General features: G+C 60.7%; 26 protein-coding genes. 18 read left to right on the top strand and 8 right to left on the bottom strand.

From position 1 onward, the window contains the following. Positions 1 to 87 precede the first annotated feature (87 nt). Positions 88 to 645 (top strand): TetR/AcrR family transcriptional regulator, encoded by a 558-nt coding sequence (locus HMPREF2698_RS09260; RefSeq protein WP_070521308.1) that lies wholly within the window; start codon positions 88 to 90, stop codon positions 643 to 645. Positions 646 to 653: 8 nt separating this feature from the next. Here the strand turns inward: HMPREF2698_RS09260 and HMPREF2698_RS09255 are convergent, their stop codons facing one another. Together HMPREF2698_RS09255 and HMPREF2698_RS09250 are read right to left on the bottom strand one after the other, a co-directional pair. Continuing rightward, positions 654 to 1,703 carry a hypothetical protein gene (locus tag HMPREF2698_RS09255; RefSeq protein ID WP_070521311.1) on the bottom strand — a complete coding sequence of 350 codons (1,050 nt, stop codon included), beginning with the start codon at positions 1,701 to 1,703 and terminating at the stop codon, positions 654 to 656. After that, positions 1,696 to 2,190 carry an RNA polymerase sigma factor gene (locus HMPREF2698_RS09250; protein WP_070563961.1) on the bottom strand — a complete coding sequence of 165 codons (495 nt, stop codon included), beginning with the start codon at positions 2,188 to 2,190 and terminating at the stop codon, positions 1,696 to 1,698. The genes HMPREF2698_RS09255 and HMPREF2698_RS09250 overlap by 8 nt, the downstream gene beginning before the upstream one ends. A 94-nt stretch (positions 2,191 to 2,284) precedes the next feature. Here HMPREF2698_RS09250 and HMPREF2698_RS09245 point away from each other — a divergent pair, with 94 nt between their 5' ends. Further along, positions 2,285 to 3,325 carry a ribonuclease HI gene (locus HMPREF2698_RS09245; RefSeq protein ID WP_070531032.1) on the top strand — a complete coding sequence of 347 codons (1,041 nt, stop codon included), beginning with the start codon at positions 2,285 to 2,287 and terminating at the stop codon, positions 3,323 to 3,325. Between the two features lie 38 nt (positions 3,326 to 3,363). Next, positions 3,364 to 3,849 (top strand): hypothetical protein, encoded by a 486-nt coding sequence (locus HMPREF2698_RS09240; protein WP_070563958.1) that lies wholly within the window; start codon positions 3,364 to 3,366, stop codon positions 3,847 to 3,849. 11 nt (positions 3,850 to 3,860) lie between these two features. Here the strand turns inward: HMPREF2698_RS09240 and HMPREF2698_RS09235 are convergent, their stop codons facing one another. Then, a complete protein-coding gene (locus tag HMPREF2698_RS09235) occupies positions 3,861 to 4,316 on the bottom strand; it encodes a YdcF family protein (protein ID WP_070563976.1) in 456 nt (151 codons plus the stop codon). Between the two features lie 31 nt (positions 4,317 to 4,347). Between HMPREF2698_RS09235 and HMPREF2698_RS09230 the strand changes: the two genes are divergently transcribed. Then, positions 4,348 to 5,241, top strand: coding sequence for a ribokinase (locus HMPREF2698_RS09230; protein ID WP_070563955.1), 894 nt, complete (start codon positions 4,348 to 4,350; stop codon positions 5,239 to 5,241). On the opposite strand, the gene purE is transcribed toward HMPREF2698_RS09230, so the two are convergent. Together purE and HMPREF2698_RS09220 are read right to left on the bottom strand one after the other, a co-directional pair. Further along, on the bottom strand, positions 5,242 to 5,742 hold the full coding sequence (gene purE / locus HMPREF2698_RS09225) for a 5-(carboxyamino)imidazole ribonucleotide mutase (protein WP_070563952.1): 501 nt from the start codon (positions 5,740 to 5,742) through the stop codon (positions 5,242 to 5,244). A 41-nt stretch (positions 5,743 to 5,783) separates the two neighbouring features. Then, positions 5,784 to 7,046: a 5-(carboxyamino)imidazole ribonucleotide synthase gene (locus HMPREF2698_RS09220; RefSeq protein WP_070563949.1), complete on the bottom strand. Its 1,263-nt coding sequence runs from the start codon at positions 7,044 to 7,046 to the stop codon at positions 5,784 to 5,786. Here HMPREF2698_RS09220 and budA point away from each other — a divergent pair. Further along, complete coding sequence (gene budA, locus HMPREF2698_RS09215; RefSeq protein WP_070563946.1) at positions 7,032 to 7,751, top strand: acetolactate decarboxylase; 720 nt, start codon at positions 7,032 to 7,034, stop codon at positions 7,749 to 7,751. The two genes, HMPREF2698_RS09220 and budA, sit on opposite strands and share 15 nt — an antisense overlap. Here the strand turns inward: budA and HMPREF2698_RS09210 are convergent. The 3 genes from HMPREF2698_RS09210 to HMPREF2698_RS09200 form a co-directional block, all read right to left on the bottom strand. Beyond that, positions 7,748 to 8,191 (bottom strand): hypothetical protein, encoded by a 444-nt coding sequence (locus tag HMPREF2698_RS09210; RefSeq protein WP_070563943.1) that lies wholly within the window; start codon positions 8,189 to 8,191, stop codon positions 7,748 to 7,750. The genes budA and HMPREF2698_RS09210 overlap by 4 nt on opposite strands. A gap of 339 nt (positions 8,192 to 8,530) precedes the next feature. Beyond that, positions 8,531 to 9,436, bottom strand: coding sequence for a biotin--[acetyl-CoA-carboxylase] ligase (locus HMPREF2698_RS09205; RefSeq protein WP_070563940.1), 906 nt, complete (start codon positions 9,434 to 9,436; stop codon positions 8,531 to 8,533). 42 nt (positions 9,437 to 9,478) lie between these two features. Further along, on the bottom strand, positions 9,479 to 10,039 hold the full coding sequence (locus HMPREF2698_RS09200) for a hypothetical protein (protein WP_070563937.1): 561 nt from the start codon (positions 10,037 to 10,039) through the stop codon (positions 9,479 to 9,481). Between the two features lie 48 nt (positions 10,040 to 10,087). On the opposite strand from HMPREF2698_RS09200, the gene HMPREF2698_RS09195 reads away from it, so the two are divergent. From HMPREF2698_RS09195 to HMPREF2698_RS09135, 13 genes are all read left to right on the top strand, one after another. Continuing rightward, positions 10,088 to 11,077: an ABC transporter ATP-binding protein gene (locus tag HMPREF2698_RS09195; RefSeq protein WP_070563926.1), complete on the top strand. Its 990-nt coding sequence runs from the start codon at positions 10,088 to 10,090 to the stop codon at positions 11,075 to 11,077. 125 nt (positions 11,078 to 11,202) lie between these two features. Beyond that, entirely contained in the window at positions 11,203 to 12,492 is a 1,290-nt protein-coding gene (locus HMPREF2698_RS09190) for an ABC transporter substrate-binding protein (RefSeq protein ID WP_070563923.1), read from the top strand. 162 nt (positions 12,493 to 12,654) lie between these two features. After that, entirely contained in the window at positions 12,655 to 13,632 is a 978-nt protein-coding gene (locus tag HMPREF2698_RS09185; RefSeq protein WP_070531051.1) for a carbohydrate ABC transporter permease, read from the top strand. Further along, positions 13,629 to 14,450, top strand: coding sequence for a carbohydrate ABC transporter permease (locus HMPREF2698_RS09180; RefSeq protein WP_070531054.1), 822 nt, complete (start codon positions 13,629 to 13,631; stop codon positions 14,448 to 14,450). The genes HMPREF2698_RS09185 and HMPREF2698_RS09180 overlap by 4 nt, the downstream gene beginning before the upstream one ends. Further along, positions 14,450 to 14,635, top strand: coding sequence for a hypothetical protein (locus HMPREF2698_RS09175; protein WP_070531056.1), 186 nt, complete (start codon positions 14,450 to 14,452; stop codon positions 14,633 to 14,635). The genes HMPREF2698_RS09180 and HMPREF2698_RS09175 overlap by 1 nt, the downstream gene beginning before the upstream one ends. Further along, on the top strand, positions 14,632 to 16,134 hold the full coding sequence (gene treS, locus HMPREF2698_RS09170; RefSeq protein WP_070531058.1) for a maltose alpha-D-glucosyltransferase: 1,503 nt from the start codon (positions 14,632 to 14,634) through the stop codon (positions 16,132 to 16,134). The genes HMPREF2698_RS09175 and treS overlap by 4 nt, the downstream gene beginning before the upstream one ends. 269 nt (positions 16,135 to 16,403) lie before the next feature. After that, positions 16,404 to 17,693, top strand: coding sequence for an inorganic phosphate transporter (locus HMPREF2698_RS09165; protein ID WP_083303822.1), 1,290 nt, complete (start codon positions 16,404 to 16,406; stop codon positions 17,691 to 17,693). A gap of 11 nt (positions 17,694 to 17,704) precedes the next feature. Beyond that, positions 17,705 to 18,007, top strand: a complete 303-nt coding sequence (locus tag HMPREF2698_RS09160) for a hypothetical protein (protein ID WP_070531060.1) — start codon at positions 17,705 to 17,707, stop codon at positions 18,005 to 18,007. Positions 18,008 to 18,265: 258 nt separating this feature from the next. Next, positions 18,266 to 18,517, top strand: coding sequence for a hypothetical protein (locus HMPREF2698_RS09155; RefSeq protein WP_070531063.1), 252 nt, complete (start codon positions 18,266 to 18,268; stop codon positions 18,515 to 18,517). Between the two features lie 202 nt (positions 18,518 to 18,719). Further along, the gene (locus HMPREF2698_RS09150) at positions 18,720 to 20,675 is read left to right on the top strand and encodes a beta-glucoside-specific PTS transporter subunit IIABC (protein ID WP_070563920.1); all 1,956 of its coding nucleotides are present in this window, start codon (positions 18,720 to 18,722) and stop codon (positions 20,673 to 20,675) included. Then, positions 20,676 to 22,115: a 6-phospho-beta-glucosidase gene (locus HMPREF2698_RS09145; RefSeq protein ID WP_070563917.1), complete on the top strand. Its 1,440-nt coding sequence runs from the start codon at positions 20,676 to 20,678 to the stop codon at positions 22,113 to 22,115. Next, a complete protein-coding gene (locus HMPREF2698_RS09140; RefSeq protein ID WP_083303821.1) occupies positions 22,099 to 23,052 on the top strand; it encodes a PRD domain-containing protein in 954 nt (317 codons plus the stop codon). Before HMPREF2698_RS09145 ends, HMPREF2698_RS09140 begins: the two co-directional genes overlap by 17 nt. 136 nt (positions 23,053 to 23,188) lie before the next feature. Continuing rightward, positions 23,189 to 24,802, top strand: a complete 1,614-nt coding sequence (locus HMPREF2698_RS09135; protein ID WP_070531065.1) for an acyl-CoA carboxylase subunit beta — start codon at positions 23,189 to 23,191, stop codon at positions 24,800 to 24,802. The last annotated feature ends 1 nt before the right edge of the window (position 24,803 follow it).

Genomic DNA, 24,803 nt, shown 5'->3' with positions numbered 1-24,803 from the left:
TCACCACACCGCTACCATTTCAGTCTTCTGAACACTGCCCCCGCAGGTATACTAACCGCCATTAGCTCAATGAGGAGGACACCCACCATGGCCAACCAGAGACGCCGCGACCAAATCGCCGCCGCCGCACTCGACCTCTTTGACCAGCGCGGCTACCACGCCACCGGCATGGAGGACATCGCCAAAGCCGTCGGCATGCGCGCCTCCAGCCTGTACAACCACTTCTCCTCCAAACAGGAGCTCCTCGCCGAAGTCACCATCACCGCCATGGAGGACCTCCTTCGCGCCAACGCCGCTTGCCTCGCCGGGCTGAAAGACCCCCGCGACAAGCTCGTCGCCACCATGAAAGCCCACGTCATTTACCACGCCACCCACGCCCGGCGCGTCCGCGTGGTCAACAACGAGCTCACCAACCTCGAAGAGCCCCACAAATCCGTCGTCCTGCAACTGCGCCGCGATTATGTCGCCCGCTGGATGGCCGTGGTCAACGAGGGCGACTTCCACGCCGAAAACCTCAAAATCGCCTGCTGGGCGCTCATTGATATGGGCATCGGCGTCGCCCAATGGTTCAGCCCCGACGGTGACTACACCGCCGAGGCTTTGGGTGATATGTACGGCCAGTTCGCCCTGCGCCAACTTACCTAAGAACTCACCTAGGGCGCGCAGCCAATCTGCTGCTCTTCCTCACGTCCATCCGGGTACTGCACGCGCACGCGGGAGTAGACCTCGGCGTGGTAGCCGCACGCCACGCGCTTGTCGACGACCACCTTCACCCGATCCTCATTGAACGTGCCCTCCGCGCAATTGGGGTCACAGTCATTCTCGACGGCCACGCCGTCTGCCTCCGCGGAATCGTCTCCCCAGCGCTGCCAGTCCAACTCGTTGACCAGGTAGTTATTATCCGCGCACGCTAGTGAGATGCGGTCCGGGCCCTCCAGACCCGTCACGGACACGCAGTCCAAGATGGCGGTGGCATCGATCGTGGTTTCCACGTCCGGGCCTACCAGGCCGACTACGCGCACCAGCTGGCCGGTGGCGGGCAGGACGGAGAAGGAGACGCGGTCGGAATCGCGAATCACGGTCACCAGCTGGTCCTCGCCTTCGCCCTCGACGGTGCCGACCTCGTTGCCGTCGGCTTCCGCCAGCATGTCATAGGCAATCTTTTGCTGCTCGCTGCTCAAGCCCGGCTGGAGCAGCAGCTCCAGCGCGCCCAGCGCGCGGTTCGGGAAGGAATCCGCCAGCTTCTCCAGCCCGGCGCGGTCGGACGCGATGACGAGGTCCTCCGGGTTAATGGAAGGCTGCGGGTCAAAACCCGGCACTTCGCCCTGCGAGGAGACCTCCACGGCTCCCCCGGCATCCACCGCGTACTCGGTGATTGCCGTGGCATCGCCGAGCGTATCGACGCGCTTCATGTATTCCTTCGCGGTCACGCCCTTATCCACGGCATCGGGCTGGGTTGCGGCTGCCTCGCCGGCCTGGGTCAGAATCTCCGCGGCCGAGGCCACGGGTTCCGAATTATTGAGCAGCGGGAAGGCACCACCGATGAGCGCAAGCACCGCGACGGAAGCCGCCGCTATTGTCCACGTGGGCCGGCCCTTCGTTATCTTTGCGAGGGTCTCTTCGGAGCGGGCGAGGGAGGCGTCGTCAAGCGCTGTGTCAGGAACGGGGTTGGCGGCGCGGAGCATATCGAGAGAGCTAGGCATCGGTTTCTCCTGTGAGTTCGGAAAGGTGGGTACGCGCGCGGTGCAGGCGAACGCGCACGTTATTGCGGGAAATGCCGAGGACCTCGGCGATATCGGGGTGGTCGAGTCCCTCCCAGGCGTGGAGCGTGAGAATCTCGCGCTCCGCGTGCGGAAGCTGCATCAGCGCGCGAGTGATGTCGAGGTTGGCATCGACGGCGTCATAGCCGGCATAGGATTCCAGCTCATGATCATCGAGGTTCTCCGTCTCCTGGCGGGTGCGGTAGAACTCGCGCATCACGTTGCGGGCGATGCCATAAAGCCACGGCAGCGGCGTGCCGCGCAAGGAGTCGAACCCGGACCAGGCCCGCTCGAAGACGTCGGCCGCCAGCTCTTCGGCGTGGCTCGGTGGGACGCGGCGGCGCAGATACGCCAGCACCGCCGGGTAATGCTCGCGAAACAGGCGGGAAAACTCCCGCTTGCGCGAACCAGGCAAGGTAAGGACAGACACTAATAAAACTCCAGAATGCTAATGGGCTCACTGAGTATGTTGCACTAGACGCCCGAGCGTTACAGGGAAGCGGTGAAATGGTTTACTAAAGGGGATGGAACCACTCGAGCTCTCCGCCCTGACGGGCACGCAATCGCGCACCTACGGCACGCGCAAGATCACCAAAGACATGATCTCAGCACCCGTGCATGTGGCTATTGCGCTGTGGGATGAGCGCTGGGATTCCGCCGAAAACGGTACTGTCGACGGCTGGGTCATCGCCGTCAACACCAAGAAGACGCGCTTCGTGCGCAAGGGCCAGATTAAAAAGGGCGACATCGTTGAGGTGGCCGTCCGCGAATTCGAAAAGGCCACCAAGGGGCTCCGAGGACGCAGGTGGATCGTCACCGGGCGCCGGCAGGCGGGGTTGCGGGCCGCGCTGGAAAAGCGTGGCTATGCCGTAACAGGGAGTTTTGCGGAGGAGAATAGGGCGTCGAAAAGCGCCAGCTCCGTGCGGCGCAAGCAGGCCGGAATCACCGCGCGCCGCGCCAAGAAGGAAGGCGAGGCCCCGCGCAAGAAGCAAGTAGTAAAGGTGGACACACCGAAGGCGCACTGGTGGCCGAACTTCTCGACGGCCTCCTCCTGGCCCGAAGGCGCCACCGTGCGCATCGCCACGGACGCCTCCTCGGACACGGTTTTCAAGGGCTCCATGTGCTTCGTGGCCAGCAACGGCGACTACCGGTTGCGCACGCGCGAGACGACGGCCAGCACCGATGAGCTCGAGCTCGAATCCCTCACCTTGGCGCTGAAATACCTGCTCAAGGTCGGTGCAACCAAGGCGATCATCGAGTCAGACTCAGTAGCTGCTCTGGAAGCGGTGGAGCAGATTCGGAAGAAGGGCTCGAAGGCGATGCGCTCGCGGGGCGTGTGGCGCGGGCTGTCCTCGGGCTCGCGCTCGCGCTTCCAGCAGGCGTGGCATGACGTGGAGGGAGTCTGCGAGGTGACCATCCGCCGCGTGTTGGGGCATGCGGGCGACCCGCTGAACCGGGCGGCGGACCAGATTGCGTACATGGGCCTGCGGGCGATTGCGCATCCAATGAAGCAATCGCAGGCAACGCTCAAGGAAGGAATCACGAAGGCGTTGGCCAAGCTCTAATTCGGGCTTTGGTTCACTGGTGACATAGGCTAAGCCACATGAGCAATCCCTTTGACTCCAACCCTTTCGAGGAGCCGGACAAGCCTCTCCCCGGCCGTGGGTCGAATCCTTTCGCGGAACCCGCGCGCGAGTCAGACGCGAAGCCTTCGGCGAACCCTTTCGTTGACTCGCATGAGGCGCCGAGTGTGGAGCCCTTTGCCGAACCTATCGCAGAGCCCTTTGCCGAGCCGGAGCGCGCCTACGCCCCAGCTCCGCTGCCTGACCATGCCCCTGCCCAGCAGCCAATGGAAGGCACGATCCACAGCTTCTCCTTTTTCAAGGGGCTGTTGAGTCTGTTCTCGCTCCTCGTAGGCTTCACCGGAATTACTGACGGCGATGTGGCAATGGGCATCGGCTTCGCCTTGCCCGGCGCCTGGTACTTCATCAAGTCCCTACAGCAGAAGGCCAACCCAACCACGCCGCAAAAGCGCCACTGGTTTGTCATTTGGCTCATCGCCATCGTGCTCATGTTCTTCGGTGCCTAGTCCATAGGCCACTACGCGACGACCCGCCGCCACACGATGCGCAGCAGCGAATGCGGAGTCGCCACCACCTCGCGCAGGTAATTCCACAGGCGGTCTTTCCGCGGAGTGCCAACACCATGCATGCGAACCCGAATCCCCAGGTGCCAGGCCCACAGGCGGGTGCGCAGCACGTGGAAGTCATTGGTCACGACGCGGAAATAGTCATAGTCCGGGCACAGCGCGTGGGCGCGCTCAAGGTTTTCGTTGGTGCTGGTAGCCAGCGGCTCCACACGGATCCGCTCTGGGTCCACGCCCCGCTCGATGAGGTAGCGCGCCATCGGCTCCGCCTCCCCGAAACCGGACACGATGATCGGCTCCTCCGGCAGCACGCGTGCCAACACCACCGCGCGGTCCAAGCGGCTGCGCAGCAGCGAGCCGGGCTCGCCGCCCTCCACGCGCGCGCCCAACACCAGAAGCGGAAACTGCATGCCCGCTAGCTTAGCGTGCATACTAGTCAGCATGAGCATGTGCGTAGTCGGTTCCATCAACGCTGACCTCGTGGTCCACACCGCGCGGCACCCGCAGCCGGGCGAGACCCTGCTGGGCAGCGGCGGCACCATCACCGCGGGCGGCAAGGGAGCGAACCAGGCGGTCGCTGCCGCCCGCCTGGGTGCTCAGGTCAGCTTCGTCGGCGCGGTGGGCAGCGATGCCTACGCCACCCCCGCAATGCACTACTTGCAGGCCAGCGGCGTGGACCTCACGCACGTCGAAGCCAGCGAGGAGGTGACGGGCTTGGCGGTCATCACCGTGGACAAGCAGGGCGAAAACACCATCATCGTGGTGCCGGGGGCCAATGCGCTTGTCGACGCTCCCTTCGTCACCACCCACTCCTCCCCCATCACCGAATCGGAACTCATTCTGCTCCAAGGCGAGGTTCCGGCGGAGGGTTGTGCCAAGGCCATAGAGCTGGCGACGGGGCGCGTCGTGGTCAACCTCGCACCGGTCATCGAGGTTGAAAAGGAAGCTCTCCTGCGTGCCGATCCGCTGCTAGCCAACGAGCACGAAGCCGGGCTCATTCTGGAGCAGCTGGGCCTTAGCGGCGAGGGCACGCCGGAGGAGCTGGCGCGGCGCCTAACAGAGGCCGGCTTTGCCTCGGTGGTCCTCACACTGGGCGCGCGGGGAGCGCTCGTGGCCGAAGGGGCTGAGCTTGTCAACGTCCCCTCCCCGCAGGTCACCGCCGTCGACACGACGGGCGCGGGCGATGCCTTCGCCGGCGCGCTGTGCGCCCGGTTGCTCCACGGCGACGAACTCGTGGAGGCCGCCACCTATGCCGCTCGAGTTGGGGCTTACGCCGTCACCGGAGAAGGTGCGCAGGCGTCCTACCCCGATCTCAAAAGCGAGCTTCCCAGCTAATTACTCACCGAAGAGCTGGGAGCGCAGGTTCTCGTCCTTCTTCTCCACCTCGGCGGCCATGTTCTCTTGGTAGGCCACCATCTTGTCCACCAGTGCCGGGTCACCCGCGGAGAGGATGCGCACGGCAAGCAAGCCGGCATTCTTCGCTCCGCCGATGGAGACGGTGGCTACCGGCACGCCGCCCGGCATCTGCACGATGGAGAGCAGCGAATCGAGCCCATCAAGATCCTTCAACGCGCGCGGGATGCCGATCACCGGAAGCGGCGTGGCCGCGGCGACCATGCCCGGCAGGTGAGCCGCGCCACCGGCGCAGGCGATGATGGCCTTGAGGCCGCGCTCGTGCGCGGACTTGGCATAAGCCAGCATCTTTTCCGGGGTGCGGTGCGCGCTGACAACGCCTACCTCGAAGGGCACGCCGAACTCGGCGAGCACCTCTGCGGCGGGCTTGACGGTGGGCCAATCGGAATCAGAGCCCATGATCAGGCCGACGAGTGGTTCCATAAAACTCTCCTTAGTAAATAGGTTTCAAGCTCGCTGCGGGCTTAAGCCCACTGCGCGTGGACGAGGAAGTGGGCGGCATCGTGGGCGATGCGGCGGGTTTCCGCCACATCCTCACCGACAACGTTGACGTGGCCAATCTTGCGGCCCGGCTTGTGGTCCTTTCCATAGAGGTGGATCTTCGCCTCTGGGTAACGCTCCATCACTTCGCGAACGCGCTGCGGCATGGGCATCTGCGGATCTTCTTCGGCGCCCAGCACATTAGCCATCACCGTGACCGGAGCCAGGGCTGCGGTAGAGCCCAGCGGCAGGTCCAGCACGGCGCGCAGGTGCTGCTCGAACTGCGAGGTCACGCAGCCATCCTGAGTCCAGTGGCCGGTGTTGTGCGGGCGCATGGCCAGCTCGTTGACGGCGATATCTTCCTCAACAACCGCGCCCGGCGCGCCGGAGGCGGAAGCAATGATGGATCCGGCGTCTTGCTGCGTGGCGAAGGCAAAGAGCTCCACCGCCAGCACGCCGGTAACGCCAAGTTCGGTGGCCACCTTGATGCCCACCTGCATGGCGCGCTCGGTCAACTCCGGCGAAAGGTTCGGGGCGGGGGCAAAAGCCTCGGCGCAGATGCCGTCCCGTTGCACGGACTCGGTGACCGGCCAGACCTTCACCTCGCCGGAGGGACGGCGGGCGACGAGCACGGACAGCTCGCGGGTGAGGTTGACCTTTTCTTCGGCCATGAGCGGGGTATCGGCCGCAAGCAGCTTAGCGACGAGCGGCTCCAGCTCCTCCGCGGACGGGAACCACACGCCATGGCCGTCGTAGCCGCCGCGGCGGGCTTTGAGGCACACGGAACCGTCGACAAGCGCGGCGAAGTCCCGCGCATCCTCCACCGATTCGATGGCGGCAAAGCGCGGCACTGGGGCGCCCAGCTCGGCCATTTTCTGGCGCATGAGCAGCTTGTCCTGCGCGTAGAGGAGGGCGGAAGGCTGGGGCTGGACGTTGAGGCCGTCGGCGATGAGCGCCTGCACGTGCTCGGTGGGAACGTGCTCGTGCTCGAAGGTGATTGCATCCGCGCCTTCTGCGGCGGCGGTGAGCACGTCGAGATCGTGATAGTCACCGAGAACGACGTCCGAAATCACCTGGGCGGCGGACTTATCCGGCGCGGAGGCTAGCACGCGCAGGTGGATGTCGAGCTCGGCGGCGGCCGGCTGCATCATGCGCGCAAGCTGGCCGTCTCCATAAACAGTAACGAGGGGTTTGTGTTGTTCACTCACTCTTCCAATACTAGCCTTGGGGCCATGATCGTCCGGCATACCATCTTTCAGAACTCCCTCATGACCGCCCTGTTGGATGGCATTTACGACGGCGAAATGACCATCGGTGAGCTCTTGGGCAAGGGCAACTTCGGTATCGGAACCTTCGATGCGCTGGACGGCGAGATGATTATCCTCGACGGGGTGTGCTATCAGCTGCGCGGCGATGGCACCGCGACGGTGGCTGACTTGGACCAGGGCACGCCGTTTGCGGTGGCGACGAACTTCGTCCCCCGTATTAAGGTGGCCGCACCCAAGGGTCTGAGGCGCGAGGAGCTTTCGGCATTCATCGATGAGGTGGAGCCTTCCGCCAACTTCATGTACGCGGTGCGCATCTCTGGGCGGTTCAGCAACGTGGTGACCCGCACGGTGGTCAAGCAGAGCAAGCCCTACCCGCCGATGGCGCAGGCGGTGGGCGGTGACAAGGAGCTGCGCTTTGACGACGTCGAGGGCGTCATCGGCGGTTTCCGCACGCCGGTCTTTGAGAAGGGAATCTCCGTTCCCGGATGCCACGTGCACTTCATCGACGCTGCGCGTACCTCCGGCGGGCACGTGCTGGACTACACGGTGGATGAGGCCACGATTGAGCTCTGCCCCGGCACGGACCTAGATCTGCGTCTGCCGCTGACCCACGAGTTCCGCTCCGCCAACTTGGCGCCGGAGGACCTGGACCAGCAGCTGCATACGACGGAGATTAAGGGCTAGCCCCAGACCGGTTGCTCGTTGAGGATGTCTTCGACGCGCTTTGCTTTGGGGATGGAGGGGAAATACATCGGCTTCTCATAGCCGTGAAGTGCCAGCGAGATCCCACCGCGGCGACGACGCGCACCGCGGATATCGGTGAGTGGGATGGAATCAACGCGCTTGCCTTCGCGGGCGATGACGCGCAGGTTGGTCACTATGAAACGCTTGCGGCGGGCTTTGATGAGGGGCAGGACAAAGCGCCAGACGGCAAGCAAGGCCCATATAGCTACTAGGCCATTGCGAAGCGCTAGGTCAACGCCGTTATAGTCACACCAGCCGATGGCGATCCAGCACACCCCAGTAATCACGACGAGCTCTAGAAAAGGAAAGAGCAGCGTGCGAAACGGGGCGGTCATGTCCGCGCGAACAACCTCGCCGCGGCCCATCTGCATGAGGTTCATGGGGCACATGGTACCTCCCGTCCACGTACACTCCATTCCTCCCCTGTTCACGGCTGGCTCTGGGTTATTGTGGCAAAGAACACCGCAAATGGCATCTCACAGAAGGCATTAGTCAAAAGGCGTCTTTGGGGTCAAAGACACCTTTTGCGGGTCTGTAGATGGCGTTTTCAGGGGCAAAGACGCCTTTTGACTAATGCCATTTGATAAATGCCTTTTGACAGACGCCATGTGGAAAGCACCGTAACTGAGTGCCCTGGATGAGTGCCCTAGTTGTGCCCTGGTTGAGTACCTCGCCACTTGGCTCCGCTAGGAGGAGCCGTGGAAAAGACGCGCGCCGACTTATTTATCAGCCGGGCGCAGGTGGATGACATCACCGGCGGAGTAGTACTCGCCGCCGACGTTGATGCGTCCGTCGTCAGCCACGCCCTCGACGGTGCCGATGACGTCGCCGGTCGGGGCTTCGAGGCGAACCTCTTGGCCAATGGAAGAACAAACCTTGCGGTAATCAGCCATAAGCTGTGGGTCCTGCTGTTCCCACTGGGTGATGCGCCGGCGCAGGTTCTTCAGAACGGTGATGGCCAGCTCAGTGCGGTCGGTATCAAGCCCCTCGAGCGCTAGCGAAGTCGCGGCCTCGATGGGCAGTTCCTCGCGGGTCAGGGTGACATTGATGCCCATGCCCACGACCACGCGTGCTGAAGGCGGGTTAGCGGCTTGAGTCTTGGGCGCGACCTCGGCCTTGTTGATTTCCGCTTTGTTGATCTCGGCCTTATTAACTTCAGCCTTGTTAATCTCGGCTTTGTTAACTTCAGTCTTGTTGACCTCTGCCTTCGAGACTTCAGTCTTCGGAGCAGATTTGAAGGCCTCCCCCACCGGGCCGGCTTCCGCGAGGATGCCGCACAGCTTCTTGCCATCGATGTGCACGTCATTGGGCCACTTGAGCACCGCTCCCTCGACAGAGTCGGTCACGGCCAAGCCGGCAGCCAGGGGCAGGGTGCCAAGGTGTTCTAGCGACTCCGGGAGGATCAGTGCGGAAAAGATAAGCTGCGCCCCCGCCGGGCTCACCCACTGACGGCCCAAGCGGCCTTTGCCGGCCACCTGTTCGTCGGCAAGCAGTACGGTGCCATCAGCCACCTTCTCCGCCTGCATGAGATCAGTATTGGTGGAGCCAGTGGACTCGGTGAAATCGATGACAGCGAAGTCGTCACTCAACGCCTCGCGGATGCGGTCCATATCAAGTGCAGTCATGCACCCTAGGTTACCCGCCGGGCAGCGGCCTTCTAGAAGTAACTAAAAGTAATCCGGATTGGCCAGAATTGTGTGTGCGGTGGCCTCGTCAAGACAGGTAGTCAAGACCGCTTGCGGCAAAGCATGGGTTACCTGTTCAGGAGTAACGGAGATCTGCCGAGAATCTGCTAGGAAGGACACGGTGTCCTCAACCAGCTTGTCGTAGTCCGCGCGCTCTTTCGCACCGAGGCTATCTGGTTTCCCTTCAGTCACCAGCACGTAGCGGATCTCCGGGGCGACCCACTCACACACCCACTCGCCGTATTCTTGTGCTTCCGAATCCGAGAGGTCCAGCCCCATCCGTTTCATGCTGGCGCGCATGGTGTCACGATCAACCTTGCCGTTGTCCACCAGTTGTGAGCGCACCTTAGATGAGTCCACGGTGTCGGCGAAAATAGCGCGGAACACGGTATCGCGCTGAGCCGCGGAAGGCGAAGTGGACTGCGTCGAAGACGCGTCAGCGGTCCCAGTGGAAACAGTTGTTAGCGGTGTGAAAGTCTCTGCAGATTCCGTACTAGAGCAACCAACCAAGAGCACTGCGAGGAGCGGGGCGAACTTCTTCATAGCGAATTCCAGCCTAATCCACGTGCCGCTGGGTGCTAGTGTGTGTCCATGGCAAAGGTCACTTTTGAGAACGTCGGCATCACCTATCCCCGCGCCGAGAACCCCACGGTCAAAGACCTCAATCTCGAGATTGCGGATGGCGAATTCCTGGTCCTCGTCGGACCGTCCGGCTGCGGTAAATCCACCACCCTGCGCGCCCTCGCGGGACTCGAGCCGGTCTCCAGCGGCCGCATCCTCATCGACGGCAAAGACGTCACGGGGCTGGAGCCCGGCGAGCGCGATATCGCCATGGTCTTCCAAAATTATGCGCTTTACCCGCACCTCACCGTGGCCCAGAACATGGGATTTTCCCTCAAGCTGGCCAAGATGCCCAAGGCAGACATCAAAGCCAAGGTCGAGGAAGCCGCCAAGACCCTCGGGCTCACGGAGTACCTGCAGCGCAAGCCCAAGGACCTGTCCGGTGGTCAGCGCCAGCGCGTGGCCATGGGCCGCGCCATCGTGCGCGAGCCGAAGGCCTTCCTCATGGATGAACCCCTGTCCAACCTCGATGCCAAGCTGCGTGTACAAACCCGCGCGGAGCTGGCCAGCCTCCAGCAGCGCCTCGGCACCACCACCGTCTACGTCACCCACGACCAGGTCGAGGCCATGACCATGGGAGACCGCGTCGCCGTGCTCAAAGACGGCGAACTGCAGCAGGTCGCCCCACCGCGCGAGCTTTACGACGCCCCCGCTAACGAGTTCGTCGCCGGCTTCATCGGCTCCCCCGCGATGAATATCTTTGACTACAACGGCGGCCGCGTCGGCGTTCGCCCAGAAAAACTATTCATTAATAAAGGGCCGGTAGGCTTCCAGGGAACGGTGGAGTTCGTGGAAGAGCTGGGCTCGGAATCCTTCGTCTACGTCATGGTGGGTGAGCAGCGCTTCGTTGCCCGCGCGAGCGACAACGTTCCGCAGCGCGGCGACACCGTCGTCCTTACCTTCAACCCCCGCGAGGCCCACCACTTCGATCCGGAAACCGGCCAGCGCATCGAGGCTTAGGCAGTAGCACTAACAGGGGTAGCTTCACCCCCGTTTGAAGTGAATTAAAAGCCAAAACCACGTGCCGTGTGGGGATGATCCCCTATTTTGAAGTCATCAGAAGTTTTCCGAAAGGTGAATACTCCATGAAGAAGTCGTTTCTCCCTAGCTCGCTGCGTTCTGTCCGCCGCGGCGTAGTCGTCACCACCGCTGCCCTCGCGTTGACCTTGGCAGGTTGCTCGTCGGGCGACGAGGGGTCGTCGTCAAGCGCTGGCTCCGATGCCTCCTCCACCGATGGTGGCGGCCGCGGGCCCATCACCTTTGCCATGGGCAAGAACGACACCGACAAGATCACCCCCATCATCGAGGCATGGAACGCCGAGCACCCGGACGAGAAGGTCGAGCTCAAGGAGCTCGCCGGCGAGGCCGACGCGCAGCGCGAAACCCTCGTGCAGTCCCTGCAGGCGGGCAACTCCGACTACGACGTCATGGCGCTCGACGTGGTCTGGACCGCGGACTTCGCTGCAAACCAGTGGCTAGCACCGCTGACCGGTGACCTGGAGGTTGATACCTCTGGCCTGCTGGAGCCCACCGTGGAGTCCGCGACCTACAACGACACCCTCTACGCGCTGCCGCAGAACACCAACGGCCAGCTGCTCTTCCGCAACACCGAGTTGGCGGACAAGGCTCCGGAGAAGTTCGAGGACATCGCGTCTGCCTGCGAGGCCATCAAGGACGATGCGTCCTGCCTGACCACCCAGCTCAAGCAGTACGAGGGCCTCACCGTCAACACCGCCGGCTTCATCGAGGGCTGGGGCGGCTCCATCTTGGATGACGAGGGCAACGTGACCGTTGACTCGGACGAGGCCAAGGAAGGCCTGCAAGCGCTTGTCGACGCCTACGAGGACGGCACCATCTCCAAGGACTCCACCGCCACAACGGAGGAGGAGACCAACCTCGCTTTCACCGAGGGCAAGACCGCATTCGCTATCAACTGGCCGTACATGTACACCAACGCTGAGGAAAAGGGCGTCAAGTTCGAGGTCCAGCCGCTGGTGGGCAAGGACGGCGTCGGTGTCTCCACGCTCGGCGGCTACAACAACGGCATCAACATCAATTCCGAGCACAAGGCTACGGCCCTGGACTTCATGAAGTTCATCATCAACGAGGAGAACCAGAAGTCCTTCGCTGAGGCTTCCTTCCCGCCGGTGCTGGCTTCCATCTACGACGATGAGTCCCTCGTCGAGGAGTTCCCGTACCTTCCGGCCCTGAAGGAATCCCTGGAGAACGCCGCGCCGCGTCCGGTTTCCCCGTTCTACACCGCCATCTCCAAGGCCGTGCAGGATAACGCTTACGCGGCATTGACCGCGGGCAAGTCCGTCGACGACGCAACGAAGGACATGAAAGCAGCCATCGAGGCAGCCGCGCAGGGTTAATGCTCCCAGCGTGAATGGGGCGCGAGTAAGTCCACGAGACTTGCCCGCGCCTCTTTCTTTGATCTGGGTCTCGTGCACAGAGGATGTCTCAGCCACCCGCTATGATTTTCCCCAACCCCCGATAAACCCCTCTCCCCTATTAATCAGAAAGGCAGGCACCGCATGGCTGGAGCACCGGCTACCGCGCAGCCCCGCAGACAGTATCTGCGCGTCGCTGCGCTCATCGCACCGGCGCTGATAGCGCTGGCCGTGGTCATCGGCTATCCCATCGTGCGCGCTGTGATGTTGTCCTTCCAGGGCAACAAGCGGCTTAACCCGACCACGGGTGTATTCGAGGAAGGCTCATTCGCAGGCCTCGAGAACTACCTGTACTGGCTCACCAATAAATGCATGTCTGCCACCGGCCAGGCCACCACATGCCCGGACGGCGTCATCGCCACTGATTTCTGGCCGGCGCTCAAGATCACGCTCTTCTTCACCGTGGTCACGGTGGCACTGGAGACGATCTTGGGCATGTTCATGGCGCTGGTGATGAACGGCGAGTACCGCGGGCGCGGCCTCGTGCGCGCGGCCGTGCTGGTGCCTTGGGCCATTCCCACCGCGGTGACGGCGAAGCTGTGGCAGTTCATGTTCGCGCCGGACGGCATCATCAACGCGCTCATCGGCTCGAACATCGCGTGGACCACGGACCCGTTTTATGCCCGCCTCGCGGTCATCATCGCCGATGTGTGGAAGACCGCCCCGTTCATGGCGCTGCTCATCCTGGCCGGTCTGCAGATGATTCCGCGCGATGTCTATGACGCCGCCCGCGTCGACGGCGCCTCGCGCATCCAAACCTTCTTCACCATTACCCTGCCGCTGGTACGCCCAGCGCTCATGGTGGCCATCCTCTTCCGCACGCTGGACGCGCTGCGCATGTACGACCTGCCGGTCATCATGATCTCCGCCTCCTCCAACTCCCCGACGGCCACCATTTCCCAGTTGGTGGTGGAGGACATGCGCCAGGGCCACTTCAACTCTGCCTCCGCGCTATCCACCCTCATCTTCCTGCTCATCTTCACCGTCGCGTTCATCCTCGTTCGCTTCCTCGGCGCTGATGTGTCCGGTACTGCTCGCCAGAAGAAGGAGAAGAAGTCATGAAAAAGATCGGACACTACCTTGGCATCCTCTTCATCATGTTCTGGGGGCTCGCGCCCTTCTACTGGATGGTCGTCACCGCCCTGCGGCACAAGTCCCATACTTTCGACACCACCCCGTGGCCCACGCACGTAACCCTGGATAACTTCCGGGACGCCCTAGCCACGGACAAGGGCAATGACTTCCTCAATGCGCTGGGGAACTCTTTGATCATTTCCTTGGTCACGACCGCGGTGGCGGTCCTTATCGGTGTGTTTACCGCCTACGCCTTGGCACGCTACGACTTCCCCGGCAAAGGTATTGTCACCGGCATCATTCTGGCTGCCTCGATGTTCCCGGCCATCGCGTTGGTGACCCCGCTGTTCCAGCTCTTTGGAAACCTCGAATGGATCGGCACCTACCGCGCGATGATCATCCCGAACATCTCCTTCGCGCTACCGCTGACGGTCTATACGCTGCTGAGCTTCTTCCGCCAGCTTCCCTGGGAGTTGGAGGAGGCCGCCCGCGTGGACGGTGCTTCCCGCGGCCAGGCCTTCCGCCTCGTGCTCCTGCCCTTGGCCGCGCCGGCGCTGTTTACCACCGCCATCATCGCCTTCATCACGACGTGGAACGAGTTCATGTTGGCCAAGCAGCTATCCACCACCGCTACTGAGCCGGTGACCGTGGCCATCGCGCGCTTCTCCGGCCCCTCGGCCTTCGAGTACCCCTACGCCGCCACCATGGCCGCGGGCGCGCTGGTGACGATTCCGCTGATCATCATGGTGCTCATCTTCCAGCACCGCATCGTTGCCGGCCTCACCGCCGGCGGTGTTAAGGCCTAATGCGCCGCGCTCTGCTGTGGGACACCGCGCTGGGATTCGTTGGTTTCTTTGCGTTCCTGGCGCTGGTGCAGGCAGTCCTCAACCTTTTTCACCCCTCCCCCGCAATCTGGCCGGGGCTCCTCGCAGGCACGCTGTGCCTGGCCGAGTTTCTGCTGTGGCGGGCTAAACGGAAGGATCTCCGATGACCTGGCACGATAACGCCATTTTCTACCAGGCCCTCGTGGGCTCGTACAAGGACACCCGCGGCGAAGGCGTCGGCACGCTGCGCGGCGTTATTGAGAAGTTGGATTACCTCAAGTGGCTCGGCGTGGACTGCCTGTGGCTTTCCCCGTTTTATGCCTCCCCGCTGCGCGATGATGGCTATGACATTGCCGATTACTACTCCATCCACCCGGATTACGGCACGATGGAGGACTTCGAGGAGCTCGTCGCCGAGCTCCACGCGCGCGGCATGAGGCTGATGACGGACTTGGCGTTCAACCACACTTCCACCGATCACCCGTGGTTCCAGGCCTCGCGCACCGATCCGGAAGGGCCGTACGGTGATTACTACGTGTGGGGCGATGATCCCCTGCGCTACCCAGAGATCCGCATCATTTTCACCGATACGGAAACCTCGAATTGGGCGTGGGATCCGGAGCGCAAGCAGTACTACTTCCACCGCTTTTACTCGCACCAGCCGGACCTGAACTATGACAACCCGAAGGTCCACGAGGAAGTGTTCAAGATCCTCTCCTTCTGGCTGGACAAGGGCGTGGACGGCTTCCGCCTCGATGCCATTGCATACCTCTACGAGCGCGATGGGCTGGGCGGCGAGTCCCTGCCGGAAACAGTCGAGTTTGTGGAAAGAATCCGCGCTTTCATTGACGAGAACTATCCCGAGGCCATCATGATCGCGGAGGCCAATCAGCCGCCGCACGACACCATGGAGTTCTACGGCACGGGCAATCGCTTCCACATGGTGTTCAATTTCCCCGTCATGCCGCGGCTCTACCAGGCCCTTGCACTGGGGGACGCCACACCGGTCTACGAGATCATGGCGGAATTGCCGGAGTTGCCCCAGGGCTGCCAGTGGGGCACCTTCCTGCGCAATCACGACGAGCTAACGCTGGAGATGGTTGGCGAGGATCAGCGCGCCATCATGTACGAGCACTTTCTGCCGGATGATCAGATGCGCGCTCACGTGGGTATCGCGCGGCGACTCGCCCCGCTGTTGGGCAACGACTACCGCAAGATTGAGCTCTTCTATTCCCTCCTCATGACGCTACCGGGCGCGCCCTTCCTGTATTACGGCGATGAGGTTGGCATGAACGACGCCCCCGAGCTGCCCGACCGCGATGCTGTACGCACTCCTATGCAGTGGGAGCCGGGCGAGGGCGCAGGATTCAGTACATCCGCTCAGACGCGCCGCCCCGTCGTTGGCGGGGTTGGTATTTCGGTGGAGGAGCAGCTTGCCGACGACTCCTCGATCCTCCACCGCGTTCGCAGCCTCATCCAGCAACGCAAGGCGCATCCGGAACTCGGCACCGCGCCTTTCGAGGCGGTGGAGACCGGCCACGCGGGCGTGCTGGGATTCCAGCGCGGTGAATTATTGTGCTTGCACAACTTCACCGAAAAAGCCGTGGACTTAGGACCAGTCGAACTGGGCCCCTTCGGTTATGCCTGGCTTCCGGTGGAGGCTTAACGGTCTTTTAGCGAAAACGGTAAACAGAACATGAACAGTCGATGTATTGTGCTGTAATTTTTGAGGTTTTTTAGCGTTTTATGACCAATTAAAGCTACATAATGCCTATTTGCCGAGGTCACCGGCCCTTTTGCGCACAATTGGCACCATTACCTTTCGGGACTATCGTCAACCGCGGTTAGCTCGCAGTCGTCGCGCCACCCCTTTGGCCCCGACACGCTGACCCCTCTTTGTAGATTATTGCCCTAGTCCTGAAAGGGATCACGCTCGTGTCAGCGACTCTTATCATCTTGGCCATCGTGGTCATCACGGCACTGGCCTTCGACTTCACTAACGGTTTCCACGACACAGCCAACGCTATGGCAACGTCAATTGCTACCGGCGCACTGAAGCCGTTCACCGCGGTCGCCATTTCCGCCCTCCTCAACCTCATCGGCGCATTCCTCTCCGTCAACGTGGCCGCCACCGTGGCCAAGGGAATCGTCAACCTTGACCAGTACGATGTCTCCGTCCCCGCCGACGGCGACGCTTTGCTCATGGTCGTCTTCACCGGCCTCATCGGCGGCATCACCTGGAACCTATTTACCTGGCTCCTTGGCATGCCATCTTCATCCTCCCACGCCCTCTTTGGTGGCCTCATCGGCGCTGCCTTCGCAGCCCTGGGCACCGGCGGCGTGGCATGGTCCTCCATCGCCGGCAAGATCATCATCCCGGCTATTGCCTCCCCGCTCATCGCCGCTCTGGTTTCCGCCTGCGGTACCGCCCTGGTATACTGGGTGACCAACACCATCCCGAGCAAGGTCAAAAACGAGCACTTCCGCCACGGCCAGATCGTAACCGCCTGCCTCGTATCCCTGGCCCACGGCACCGGTGACGCACAGAAGACGATGGGCGTTATCTTCCTTGCCCTCGTTGCCGCTGGCGAGGCCAACTCCGATTCCCGCATCCCAACCTGGGTCATCGTGGCCTGTGCCGTCGCGATTGCCGCCGGCACCATGTCGGGCGGCTGGCGCGTCATCCGCACCCTGGGCAAGGGGCTCGTGGAGATTGAATCCCCGCAGGGCATGGCCGCTGAGGCCACCTCCGCCGCCATCATCCTGACCTCCGCCACCGGCGGTATGGCACTGTCCACCACCCACGTGTCCACCGGTTCCATCCTGGGTACCGGCCTGGGCCGCAAGGGCGCGAAGGTTCGCTGGGGCGTCGCCATGCGCATGGTGGCCGCGTGGCTCATCACCCTTCCGTGCGCCGCCTTCGTCGGCTTCGTTACGTGGTGGATTGCCAACGGCGTGGGCGCAGCCACCAACACCATGGTGGGTGCCATCGTTGACCTAATCATCCTGCTGGGAATGGTCGCCCTCATCCTCCTGCGCGCTCGCCGCAACCCGGTTGACGCTAATAACGTCAACGACGACTGGGACGAGGACTCCGAGTCCGTCGACTCCTCGATGTCTCACCGCGAAAAGGTCGCCGCCGGCGTTTCGACCGGCAACGCCCCTGGCGCCGCAAACGCCGTCAATGATGTGGTCAAGTCCCACACCGCTCACAAGGACAACTAAGGATTCCAATCATGACCGCAATGGAAATCGTCACCGCCCTCATTCGCGTGGCCGCACTCGCGCTCGCCTTCGGCGCCGGCATCCCACTCCTCTTCGCTTTGGGCATGCGCTGCATGACGGGCGACCCCATCCGCAACGCCGAAGGCGTTGTCGTTGATGACACCGAAGCTTCACCCCAGATGAAGATGCTTGGCTGGACGGTATACGCCGTTCTCGCCCTCCTCATCCTTGTCGCTATCACATGGATTGCAAAGGACTCCATCGCCCATTACTTCGGCTGGGAGCCATTTGCCGGAATCGCTAGCGGGCACTAAGCCTTCCCCCCTCCCACCGACAACACCAACAGCCCCGTCGCCCTACACGGCGGGGCTGTCCTTTTTGCCCTTATTCATTTTCCTCCGCCGCAGGAAGCACATGTGTGCCCCTGGTCACACATCAGCCAAGGTAAACAAAAAGTTAACTTAACTTGAAATCTATGTAGCGTTTTGGACGTTTACACGATATAGTTGGTGAATACCAACGGTACGGTACCCCGTACCTTTACTACGAGAGACAAAAAGGGGCGAGCACGAATGAATACCATTTCCGGCTTTATTTCCGCCATTACTAACACATTCAAGACCGCCACCGGTACCGGTCTTGACACCATTACCGCTGCGCCCATCGCAGCGCAGGTGGCAGAAGATCTTGTCAAGCACGATCTCATTCCGGCAACCCATACCGACATCGAGGAAAGCTTCGCCGCCCTCACGGGCGACTTCCCCCGGGAAGGCGACCTTGCCGAGGTAGAGCTATTCCTCGACAGCTTCGGATGGCTTGCATAATCCAAGTCACGCATAGCCCTTCTTGTACCTAGCCACATCAAGGGCTATCATTTTAGCTATCGGCTATCAGGCCTGTTACTCGCAAGAGGCAAGAACCTGAAGCGGAATCCCCTTTAACGAAAGGGACTTCAGCTTCATTGCGCTCGCGAGTCTTCTTTCGTTTTGGGACTCTTCATTAGCCTAAAAACGAAAGTGAGGAATCATGACCACCCCGGTGCGTGATTATCCAAAACTTGCCCACGACGTCATAGAGCTTGTCGGCGGGCCATCTAACATCACAGGAATTGCTCGGTGTGCCACTCGCCTGCGCCTTGTCCTGAAGAGCACTCCCGAAGACGCCCACACCAAGATTAAGAACCTGCCCGGCGTCATCACAACCGTCGAGAAGGGAGGGCAGTTCCAAATCGTCATCGGCAACCGCGTGGGAGAGGTCTACGAAGCCGCCATTGATCAGCTAGGAATCGATCCTAATGAACAGCAGATTGATGACGAGGACAATAAACCCACCCTCATGAACCGCATCATCGCTATGATGTCGGCGGTCTTTGCCCCCTTCATTTACGTACTCGCCGCAGCGGGCCTTATCCAAGGTGCGCTCATCCTCATCACTGCCGCCTGGCCGGAGTTTGGCGAGACAGGTACATACGAGATTTTCTCGCTCATGAGCTGGGCGCCTTTTACTTTCCTCCCCATCCTCATCGCGATCACCGCCTCACAATTCTTCAAGACCAACACATTCATCTCTGTCGCCGCCGTTGGTGCTCTCGTCGCCCCAGAAATGGCCGACATTGCCTCACGTGTGGCCGAGGGCGAACACATTACGCTTTTCGGTTTTGGATTGAGCGAGACCACATACACCTCAACTGTGCTTCCACCCCTTTTCGTCGTGTGGGGATTGTCTTACCTCGAAAGGTTCTTCCGGAAGCATCTACCTGAAGTCGTCACGCAGCTGTTTACCCCACTGTTCTGCCTCATCATCGCAGTACCACTCACTGTTCTTATCATTGGCCCGCTGTCCAACCAGGGCGCAATTCTCATTGCAGACGGTTTCAACTGGTTGGTCGATGTTGCTCCCCCTGTCGCCGCTGCCATGGTGGGTGGTTTCTGGCAGGTAGTCGTCATTTTTGGTGTGCACTGGGGCGTGACCCCAATGGTCCTGGCAAACTTTGAGCAGTATGGCTCAGACCCCTTCCAGGCCTTCCAGACCGCTGCGGTGATTGCCCAAGTCGGCGCGGCCTTCGGAGTCTTCCTCAAGTCTCGCAGCCCCGAAATGAAGAAGATCGCCGCATCCGCTTCCCTGACCGGCGTCTTCGGCATCACTGAACCCGCTATTTATGGCGTTACACTCCGCCTAAAGAAGCCCTTCATTGTGGGCTGTGTCGCGGGTGCGGCAGGCGCCATTGTGGTGTCCCTCTTCGGTTCCCTGCAATACGTCTATGCAGGACTACCTGGCGTGCTCACCATCATGAATGCCTACGAACCTGGAACGAACTCGCTCATGGGTGAGATTATTGGCTGCGCTGTAGCATTCTTCGGAGCCGTCATCGGCGTCTACATTGTTGGCTTCACGGATGTGCTCGCCGAGGCCCCTGCCGAAGCAACCGACAATTCTCCCGACTCCGATGCCGCATCCGCTGAATACCACAGCCAACTCTCCCAAAAAGAGACCGTCTTCCACATCTCAAGCCCTGTGACTGGCACAGTTCTCGCCCTTAACGAGGTGGACGATCCGGTCTTTGCACAGGGCACCATGGGCGATGGCGTGGCCGTAGAACCAACCGACAACAAGGTTTACGCGCCCTTCGATGGCACAGTTGCGACTGTCCTTCCATCCAAACACGCTGTAGGAATCATTTCAGATGACGGCGTTGAAGTTCTGGTCCACATCGGCCTAGACACGGTCGCGCTCAAGGGAAAGCCATTCACCAGTCACGTTACAAAGGGACAGCGCGTCGAAGAAGGAGACTTATTGGTTGAGTTTGACGCTCAATCGATTACCCAAGCCGGCTATTCACTCACTACGCCAGTAATCATCACGAATACGAAGAAATTCGCTGATGTCATCATCCATCCATCAACCCGTACCACTCATGGAAACGAGCTCATGGCCGTTGAAGCCAAGTCCTCAAACCAGACTCAAGCAGAAGGAGCCAAGTAAATGCCCACGTCACTCAATCCGGATTTCCTCTGGGGCGGCGCTGTTGCTGCACACCAATTCGAAGGCGGCTGGAACAAGGGCGGTAAAGGCCCCTCCGTCGTCGACGTCCTCACCGCTGGTGCCCACGGAGTTCCCCGCCGCGTCACCGAAACCATCGAAGCCAACGAGTTTTATCCCAACCACGAAGCAATCGATTTCTACGGTCGTTTCCGCGAAGACATCAAGCTCTTCGCAGAAATAGGACTCAAATGCTTCCGTACGTCAATTGCCTGGTCCAGGATTTTCCCGCAAGGCGATGAGCTTGAGCCCAATGAAGAAGGACTCAAGTTCTATGACGAGGTCTTCGACGAGCTTCTTAAGTACGGTATCGAACCCGTCATCACATTAAGCCACTTCGAGATTCCCCTTCACCTCGCCCGTGAATACGGAGGTTTCCGTAACCGCAAGCTCGTGGAATTCTTTGAGCGCTTCGCACGAGTATGCTTCGAGCGCTACCACAAGAAGGTCAAGTACTGGATGACCTTCAACGAGATCAACAACCAAATGAATGTGGATAACCCGCTTTTCCTTTGGACCAACTCGGGCGTGACCATCGCCGAAGGTGAAAACCCCCAGCAGGTGCTGTACCAGACCGCACACAACTGCCTGCTCGCCTCCGCACGTGCCGTAGCAGTAGGACACGAAATCAATCCCGACCTACAGATCGGCGCCATGGTTGCCATGGTCCCGATTTACCCGTACAGCTGCAATCCCTCAGACATCATGGCCGCCGAAATTGCTAGCCGCGATCGATACTTCTTCCCCGATGTACAAATCCGCGGCTCTTACCCGGCCTATGCTCTGAAGAAATTTGAGCGAGAGGGAATTGATCCGGGCTTCCAAGACGGCGACGACGAGATTCTCCGCAACGGTACCGTCGACTACCTCGGGTTCTCCTATTACATGTCCAACACCGTTAAACACGATGCAGTGGCTGACGCTGGTTCCTCGGTCAACGGCGGATTGCCTAATTCAGTAGATAATCCGTGTATCAAGTCTTCCGACTGGGGCTGGCCAATCGACCCACAAGGTCTGCGCTACTCCCTCAATTCCCTCTGCAACCGCTATCAAAAGCCGCTTTTCATCGTAGAAAACGGTTTCGGTGCGGTCGATAACGTGGAAGCCGATGGCTCCATTCACGACGAGGCCCGAATCGACTATCTGCGCAATCACATCGCGGCAGTAAAGGAGGCCGTCCTCGAAGACGGCGTCGATCTCCTGGGCTACACCCCGTGGGGAATCATCGACCTAGTTTCCTTCACCACCGGTGAAATGAAGAAGCGTTACGGCATGATTCACGTCGATCGCGATAATGAGGGCAATGGCACTCTGGCCCGCTCAAAGAAAGATTCTTTCGAGTGGTACCGAAATGTCATAGCTTCCAATGGAGCTGAGCTCTAACAATCTCGCCTCTAAGACAGGGCACGGTCACGTACAACTGAACCTTTCAAGTCTGCGTTACCGTGCCCTGTACCCTAAACCTATGGATGTCATCCGCGCACTTAACAACAACGCTGTGCTCTGTACCGACGCACAAGGTACTCAAGCTATCTGCTTGGGCAAGGGGATTGGTTTCGGTCGAAAGCTTGGCGATGAAATCCAGGATGATGCTGTGGAGCAAGTTTTCCGCCCAAGCTCCGCTCACCCCATCGCAAACCTCACCGCACTGCTCTCTGAGCTCCCGCTAGACATAGTCAATCTTGTTGTAAATTTCGTAAACACGCACTCTCAGGTCAGCGAAACACAGCTTTTAGTCTTAGGCCTAGCAGATCACATTTCTTTCGCAATCGAACGCGAAGAAAGCGGAATCGAATTCAGCTACCCATTGATGTGGGAAGTATCCACTTTGTACCCAGAGGAATTTGAGCTGGGATTAAAGCTCCTCGACCAAGTAGAGAACGCCACTAGCGTCCGTCTAGCCCGCGATGAAGCAGCCGCCATAGCGATGCACTTCATCAACGCACAGTTTGTGGATGGGGATATGACCAAGGCAGAAAACACCACGAAGGAAATCTCTGCTCTTCTCGACTTGGTCTCTTCCGAGCTTCAGTGCCACCTTCGCCCCAGCTCCCCCACGGTCACACGATTCGTTACGCACCTGCGGTATCTCTTCGCACGTTTACATTCCCCGAGCCGGGAAGCTGACGCACCATTGCACTCCATGCTTGCAGCTATCGAACACGATGATGCTGCAGCAGTGCGCATTGCTCGTCTCGTCCGTTCCAAATTGGAAGGTCAAGGTCATGCCATTAATGACAATGAGCTCGCCTACATCGCCCTACACGTTGCGCGCCTGCACAGCGCCATTGGAACTGAGCAAAGTGGCAAAGACGGTTAGCATGCACCCAACACGCCGTTTACGAGGATTCCCTCATCTTTTTCACCGCCCCCCACCTGCCCGAACGTAAATTGTGAGCGGAATCACCCGTGCGCCGCTATACATTCCTATACAAAACTTCTCTACACTGCCAAACATGACTATTTCCTCACATTTGTCGGAGCTTGACTCCCTGAGCGCCGACACCACCGCAGGCAAGATCGCTGAACTGAAGAGGCGTCGCGAAGCAGCGGCGCAGCCCATGGGCGAGAAAGCCCACGAAAAGGTCCACGCCCAAGGCCGCCTCACCGCACGTGAGCGCTTGGACTATCTCCTCGACGAGGGCTCCTTCGTCGAGACCGATATGCTCGCCGTGCACCGCACCACGGACTTCGGCATGGGCAAGAAGCGCCCACTGACCGATGGCATCGTCACCGGCTGGGGCACCATCGACGGCCGCGAGGTCTGCATTTTCTCCCAGGACGGAACCGTCTTTGGTGGCGCACTCGGTGAGGTCTACGGCGAGAAGATGATCAAGATCATGGAGCTTTCCATCACCACCGGCCGCCCGCTAATCGGCCTATACGAGGGTGCCGGCGCCCGCATCCAGGACGGCGCCGTGTCCCTGGACTGGATTGCCAAGACCTTCTACCAGAACGTCAAGGCTTCCGGCATCGTCCCGCAGATCTCCGTCATCATGGGCGCGTGCGCCGGCGGCAACGCCTACTCCCCTGCCCTGACTGATTTCGTGGTGATGGTGGACAAGAAGTCCAAGATGTTCGTCACCGGACCAGACGTCATCAAGACCGTCACCGGCGAAGAAGTCAGTCAAGAAGAACTCGGCGGCGCGGGCGTCCACATGCACAAAGCAGGAACCTCGCACTACACCGCCGCCAGCGACGAGGAAGCCCTGGATTGGGTCCACGACTTGCTGACCTACCTTCCCTCCAATAACCGCCAGCTGACCCCGGTTGAGCCCTACGAAGACCTGGGCGAAGAAACCGCCGACGACCTCATGCTGGATGAGATCATCCCGGATTCCCCAAACCAGCCCTATGACGTCAAGGAGGTCATCGAGGCCCTCACCGATGACGGTGACTTCCTGGAGATCCAGGCCGACCGCGCCGATAACGTGGTCACCGCCTTCGGACGCATCGAAGGCCGCACTGTTGGTTTCGTTGCTAACCAGCCCCAGGTCTTCGCCGGCTGCCTCGACATCGATTCTTCCGAGAAGGCCGCCCGCTTCGTGCGCACCTGCGATGCCTTCAACATCCCTATCATCATGCTTGTCGACGTCCCCGGCTTCCTCCCCGGCGCCGACCAAGAGCACGACGGCATCCTGCGCCGCGGCGCCAAGCTGCTCTACGCCTATGCCGAAGCCACCGTTCCCAAGATCACCGTCACCCTGCGCAAGGCTTACGGCGGCGCCTATTGCGTGATGGGCTCCAAGGGGCTGGGCGCGGACATCAACCTGGCATGGCCCACCGCCCAGATCGCGGTCATGGGTGCAGCAGGTGCCGTCGGTTTTATCTATCGCAAGGAGATTAAGGCCGCCCATGAGAAGGGCCTCGACGTAACTGAGCTGACCAAATCCTTCGAGCGCGAATACGAAGATCACATGCTCAACCCGTATAAGGCAGCAGAGCGCGGGCTTATCGACGCCGTCATTCTCCCCTCCGAAACCCGCAGTGCAATCGCTAAAAACCTGCGCTTCTTCACGGACAAGAATGTCGCGCGCCCATCGCGCAAGCACGGAAACATCCCGCTCTAGG

The organism is Corynebacterium sp. HMSC072A02, from assembly GCF_001810085.1.
Classification (GTDB): domain Bacteria; phylum Actinomycetota; class Actinomycetes; order Mycobacteriales; family Mycobacteriaceae; genus Corynebacterium; species Corynebacterium hesseae.
This window is presented reverse-complemented; position numbering and strand designations above follow the sequence as displayed.